This is a genomic window from Streptomyces sp. NPDC029014 (assembly GCF_055564695.1).
On record NZ_JBVHVT010000164.1, the window covers coordinates 1 to 6,253 of the forward strand.

Sequence of the window (6,253 nt, forward strand, 5' to 3'; positions counted from 1 at the left end):
ATCACCCGGACTTCACCCCGCACTCCAGTACGTCGAACAATCACACGAACAGGTGATCACGAACCGCGGATAACGGGACTTAACGTCCTCTGAGAACGAATGTCGACGAGTGTTGCCAGCGGTTCCTGCCTGTGAGGCTCGGGAATGTCGGTCAGAAGTAGGAACGGGCGGACCGCCCGACCGCCCAGCCCGACGTGACTTCCGCCCGCAACGGCCTGATCCGGGTAGTGGCACCGCATTGGGATGAAGATCGGATCCTCGCGGTGGACGGCCGGGACAGACCCTTGCATCCCGGCCGTCACAGCGGCGCCGGCCTCAGGCGTCGGGGTTCTTCCCCGCGGCTGTCTTGTTGAGGCGGTCAATCTGGAGCTTGGCGAAGTCGCTGTAGGGCTGGGGCTGGTTCTCCTTCAGGTTCCCGCTCTCCAGCCGGATCAGGGCGCTTCCGACGCGCATCATGACCTCGGTGTGCGGGCCCGTGAAGGCGTCGGTCTCGTCTGCCCCCGCCGAGATCTTCAGCGGCTTTGCCTCAGCCCCCGCCTTCCGCCGTGCTTCGGCCGTCATGCCCTTCAGCCCTGCCTTCGCATCGTCCACCGACCTGAACGACACGATGCTGAACCGGATAGTCGATCCGTCAACCGCCCCGCCCCCTTCGAGGGAGAGGGTAGTCGACCCGACCGCGACGAAGCCGCCGCAGCTCGTCGATGTCTGCTCCTCGCATTCCCGCAGGCTGTCGCCGCCGTCCTCGTCGATCTGGACGCCGCCCACCGCCCTCCAGCCCTGCGGCGCTGCCGCCTTGCTGACGAGGGCCGTACGGATCATGTCCTCGGTCACGACCACCGGAGGTTTCCCCTTGCCGCCCGCGGTCCCGGCGCCGCCAGCAACACCTGCCCCATCGTCACCATCGCTTCCACATGCCGTCAGCGCCGCTATCAGCGCCGCTCCTCCCGCAAGCCCCCGCACTGCTCTGAACACGGTCAACCCTTCTGGCTTCAAGATCACTTGACGTGCAGACTCAACCGCATCGCGAGGTCGCGCGCCAACTCGTCCGGTGCATCCACTCCCTGCGCCGCCGGCTGCACTTTGCCCGTGAGGTGTCACGGACGCAGTACCACCTTCCCGAGATTGCCGCGCGTCTCGATCGTTTCGTGTGCCTTCGCCGCGTCCTCCAGCGCAAACTGCGCGTGCACCACGGGCTTCAGAGCGCCCTCGGCGAACATCCGCCACAGTTGTTGGCGCCACTGCTCGTACAGCTCCGGTTTCCCGCGGGCGATCAGCGCCATCTGGAAGCCGATCACGGATTTGGCACCCACCAGTAGGTCGTATGCCTGGACGGTTCCGCCGCCCGAGCTGTACGCGACAAGCCGGCCGCCCGGTGCGAGTGCGGCGATCGCCGGGGAGAGCAGCTCGCCGCCTACCGCGTCGAGGGCGTAGTCGACGGGCTCGCCCCACCCCGGAGCGTCGTAGACGACGACCTCGTCGGCGCCGAGCGAACGCACGAAGTCCGCTTTGCCTGCATCCGACACGGCCCCCACGATGCGCGACGCTCCGCGTATCCGCGCCAACTGGAGCGCGAGATGACCGACCCCGCTTGCCGCCGCGGTGACCAGTGCCGATTCGCCCGGCTGCGGGCGGGCGGCCTCCAGGGCTCCGTACGCCACCAGCCCGCTGCGGACCAGCGCGACGGCGTCGACAGCACTCGCGATGTCGGGCACCGGGGAGGCCATGGCCTCGTGCAGGACGGCGAAGTCGGCGTAACCGTGCCCGAAGCACAGTCCGGTCACGCGGTCGCCGGGCCGGAAACGGGTGACTCCTGTGCCGACCGACACCACCGCACCAGCGATCTCCCCGCCGAGCGCGATCGGTTCGGCAGTCTCGGTGACCTTGCGTACCACGGGCAGGGTGACCCCCACGGCCTCGCAGCGCACCAGGAGTTCTCCCGCACCGGCCTCGGGGACGGGGGCGTCCTCCAGGAACAGGGGGCCGCCGGCGGATTCATACCGGACGCGACGCATCGGACCTCCAGGGATCAAAGTATCGTTGGCAGTCCCAACGATATTGCAGATTTCGTTGGGGAGCCCAATGAATTTGCTGCTAGGCTGTCACCATGGCCGAAGCCCCCCTCGCCGCTATCCGTTCATTGCCGAGCTGGCTGCTTGGCAATGCCGCCGCACGCGGACGCACCCTGGTGGCTGACGCTCTTGCCGAGGAGGGCGTGAAGATGTGGCACCACGTGGTGCTCTCCGCCGTACACGACCTCGCCCCCGTCGCCCAGGCCGACCTCGGCCGCAGCATCCTGCTCGACCCCAAGGACCTGGTCGGCGTCCTCAACGACCTCCAAGCGGCAGGTCTCGTCATCCGCGAACCGGACCGCAAGGACCGTCGCAAGAACGCGGTATCCCTCACCGAGCAGGGCGGGCAGCTGCTCAAGCGCTGTGAGAAAGCGGCCCGTGAGGCCAACGAGGCACTGCTCGCCCCCCTCTCGCCAGCCGAACGCCACCAGCTCATGAACCTGCTGATCCGCATTTCAGGGTCGGACAGCTGACGCGACCCGTCGACCATACTGGTCCGACTCGGTCGGGCTGAGGTGCACGGCCCTGGGAGCCTAGCCTGGCCTCCCAGATCCCTTTCGACGGTGCCGGGCAGGCGAACACCTGGCGTAGTGAAGAGCCGGCGTTCGCCGCCGCCTGCGACGCGGTGGCCGCCGCGACCGTGAAGCGGGCGGAGCGCCGCCCCTCCCGGTTCACGCCGCAGCGCCGCCGTCAGTCTCTCGACTATCTGCGGGCTGGGATGGCGACGACGAAGGCCGCGGCGGAGGTCGGCATTACGACCGCGACGGTCTACCAGCGCCGCCGCCGCGATGCTGGCTTTGCCGCCGCCTTGGACCAGGCCACCGCCGCCCGCAGTCCCCGGCACCCGTCGGCGCCGCCGCCGAGGCACAGTGGACGGCTTTCTACGAGCACCTTGCCGCCCGTGGGGTGCTCCGGCAGGCGGCTCTGCCGCGGGGATCCGGCCCGAGGCCGTCTACGACCGGAGCAGACCCGGGACGCTGGCGCGGTTCCGCTCTGGGTGAGGCTTGGAACCGGCCTGCTGGAACACGTCGCCAGGGGGTGGGAGCCACCGACATGAGAAAGGCCGTACGGGCCACGACCGCACGCCGGGTCGGGCGGCTTTCGGAGAAGGCCACCGCGACGGTGTCAAGGTCCGCCTCGGCTGATGGGCGGGACCGTGCGTTGCCACTTCACGGCACGAAGCTCTGCGACCCGTACGTGGCGCCCGCCCGTCCTTGGATCGGTTCAACCGACCCTGCCGAGCCGCTACCGGGGGAGGTCAGACTCCGGCGCCGCCCGGGAGAGATACTCGTGCTCGGCGTTACGGACGCGCCGCTGCTCCCGGCCGACGCGTACCTGCTGAAAACCAGCGTGCAAGAGACCAAGGACGATCACGCAGAAGGAGATCACGAACCCGTGATCGATGGACTGATCCATCGCCGGCCCCTGCTTGGTGACCAAGACGGCAAAGAACCACACATTCAGCAGCAGGAAGGCGCCGACACTCCACAGGACGCCGATGGTGGCAGGTCGCCACATGCGCCGTTCGACGGGAAGCCCGAGCCCGCTGCGCATTGCTCTGGTGGCGGCATCGGCACGCCGGGTCGACACGGGCTGGGCTATCGCGCTGGCCGCAGCCCCTATCAGCAGGACCAGGACCAGGCTGATGGTGATGACCGGGGCCACGTCGAGGGGCTGGAGCGTCATCACCGTCGAGAAGGCCAGCATGAGAAGGGTCCAGCACAGGGCATCCCACTTGGCCGGCCATAACTGGTCTGCGCCTCGACGCCAGGTGCGTCGGCACCGCCAGGTGACCCCGGCCGTGGCGGCCCTGAGCAGCGTGTAGAGCACCAATGCCTTCACAGACTTGCCCCCGGGCCTGCCCATACAGCTCAGCGTCGGTCACTCTACGGCCGGAGGCCGGGCCGGCAGGCCGCGATAAGCGACCTGCCGGTGACGGTCTCCGCGCACCGCAGCAGCCGATAGCCCGGTGGACAGGGGCGTATCGGAGAGGCTGGACGGTTGTCTGGGCGGTTGCACGAGGTGGGGACGGGAGGTACAGCCGCAGTGGTCACCCGAGAGGGGAAGAAGTCTGCTTCGGGTTCCGGGCCGACTGGTTGCGGCGGGTAAATGCCCTGGTCACCCGCTGATCGGGATGGCAGGCTCTGCCTTCTGACGAAGCGAGCTCGCGATGACCGGCAAGCCGGAGACGGAACGCGCCGACTGCACCGACTGCTTCGCCCTGCCGGGCCCCGGCAACACCCGCATCCTGTCCGTGAAGACCGGCGGCGGGATCAGCGAGACCTGGCACACCCCCGACTGCCCGGCTCTGGCGATCGTAAAGATCAACCTCGAGGAGGGCAGCAAGCAGGTTAGGGAGCAAGAGGCTTGGGCTCAGGGCGTCTTCCCCACCGCGCACGAGCGGCTCAGGGCGGCCGCTGCAGCGCTGCCTGCCGACAGCGCCGCGCAGCCCTTTGTCGATGCCCTTACCGAGAGCTGGTCCAGGCATAGGCCGACACCACGGGCTTTGTTGTCCTGTACCGCTGGGCGGAGATCTTGGAGCGCCGCTTTCCACCAGAGCTTCCTGACCTCGACCTCATGCCCGATTAGAGGCATTGAGGATGTGGCGGATGACGGACGCGGCCTCGTTCGGGTTGTGGTCCAGCCAGTCCGCGAGGTGTTCGCGGACGACTTTCTGGACGTAGGTGTCGGCTTCGGGATTGCTGAGCTCGGTCCTGGTGGCGCCGTCGAAGAGGGGATGGGCGAGTTTTACGGAGATGACCGCGGTCAGGCCCTCGTGGATGGCCGCGGCCGTGATGTCCTCGTCGTCTGCGGATATATGCCGCTGGCGGCGCGCGTAGTTGTTGACGAGGTCTGTTAGCGCGGTGCGGAAGCCCTCTTCGTGGGCGCCGCCCGCATGAGTACGGGTGCTGTTCGCGAAGGAGCGGAACTCTCCCGGGGACCGGGTGTTCCACTGCATGGCGACCTGCACGGAGATCGTCTGGTCCTCGTTTTCCGACTCGAAGGCGATGGCTGGGGAGTGGACGGGACTCGGGGGGTAGGGGTTGAGGCGGGCGAGGTAGGCCTTGAGGCCGTCCGTGTGGTGGTAGCGGACCGGCCGCTCCGGACGCTGGTCGGTGAGTGTGAGGGTCAGGCCCCTGTTGAGGAAGGCCAGTTCCTGGAATCGCTCTGAGAGGGTGGCGAAGGAGTACTGGGTGGTCTCGAAGATGTCGGCGTCGGGCAGGAAGGCGATCGTGGTGCCGTGCTCGCTCGTCTCCTCGTGCCTCGTCAGGAGAGTGATCGGGGTGCCCTTCTCGTACTCCTGGGTCCAGCGGCGGCCGTCTCGGTGGACCTCGACTGTGAGACGGCTCGACAGTGCGTTGACCACGCACAGGCCCATGCCGCTGAGGCCGCCGGCGACCCGGTAGCCGGTGTGGGGCCTGGAGCCGAAGGACAGCTCCGTGAGTTCGCGTTCGATGGCCGGCTTGCCGGTGGGCTCTTCCACCTCGACGGGCAGGCCCCGCCCGTTGTCCGCAACGCGAATGCCGCCGTCCGCGGTGATCGTGACGTCGATGGAGTCGGTGTGGCCAGCAAGGTGCTCGTCGACGGCGTACGAGACGGCCTCGTACACCAGCTGATGCAGACCGCGCTCGCTGGTCGAGCCGATGTACATGCCGGGGCGCCTGCGTACCGCCTCAAGGCCCTCGAGTACCTGGATCTGACTGGCGTCGTACTCGCTCACGTTCACTGGCTGACTGGGGTTGCCGGATACGGTCATGAAGCACCCTCCCTGGGACGTCCTGAACATGACGAGCGGATGTCACCGAAGCAGCCGACGCTGCTTCCACGCTGTCGCCCGTGCACCTCCATCCTAGGTAAATGGAGACAAACATGCAGGTCAGGACGTTAATGACGAGGTCGCAGATGGTCGCGTCCTCGGCTTTGCCGAACCCATCGCTCTGGGGGTCCGCCACTGGGAGCGGAGCAGCACGAAGGCCCCACCTAAGGTGCACACGGGGCGCTCTCGGCTGGACCCAAGGGGCCTTTCCTCGCGTCTTTGTTCGGCAGGGTGTGACTCGTCCGCCTAGGGCCTGTGTGATGTCGTGATCTGTTCCCGGGTTCTGTCCTCCTCGCGGGGTGGGACCCGGTAGGACTGGGGTCGTGACTCGCAGGCAACTTACCAATGCCCAGTGGAAGTTCATCGA

The 6,253-nt window shown here is 67.6% G+C and carries 5 protein-coding genes; 1 reads left to right on the forward strand and 4 read right to left on the reverse strand.

From position 1 onward, the window contains the following. Positions 1-315 precede the first annotated feature (315 nt). Together ACZ4VL_RS39835 and ACZ4VL_RS39840 are read right to left on the reverse strand one after the other, a co-directional pair. Positions 316-837, reverse strand: coding sequence for a hypothetical protein (locus tag ACZ4VL_RS39835; protein ID WP_468210690.1), 522 nt, complete (start codon positions 835-837; stop codon positions 316-318). Positions 838-1,094: 257 nt separating this feature from the next. Continuing rightward, positions 1,095-2,012: a quinone oxidoreductase family protein gene (locus ACZ4VL_RS39840; RefSeq protein WP_468210693.1), complete on the reverse strand. Its 918-nt coding sequence runs from the start codon at positions 2,010-2,012 to the stop codon at positions 1,095-1,097. Positions 2,013-2,104: 92 nt separating this feature from the next. Here ACZ4VL_RS39840 and ACZ4VL_RS39845 point away from each other — a divergent pair, with 92 nt between their 5' ends. Continuing rightward, the gene (locus ACZ4VL_RS39845; RefSeq protein ID WP_468210696.1) at positions 2,105-2,542 is read left to right on the forward strand and encodes a MarR family winged helix-turn-helix transcriptional regulator; all 438 of its coding nucleotides are present in this window, start codon (positions 2,105-2,107) and stop codon (positions 2,540-2,542) included. Between the two features lie 772 nt (positions 2,543-3,314). Here the strand turns inward: ACZ4VL_RS39845 and ACZ4VL_RS39850 are convergent. Continuing rightward, entirely contained in the window at positions 3,315-3,899 is a 585-nt protein-coding gene (locus tag ACZ4VL_RS39850) for a hypothetical protein (protein WP_468210699.1), read from the reverse strand. 745 nt (positions 3,900-4,644) lie between these two features. Next, positions 4,645-5,790, reverse strand: a complete 1,146-nt coding sequence (locus ACZ4VL_RS39855) for an ATP-binding protein (RefSeq protein WP_468210702.1) — start codon at positions 5,788-5,790, stop codon at positions 4,645-4,647. Positions 5,791-6,253: the final 463 nt, after the last annotated feature.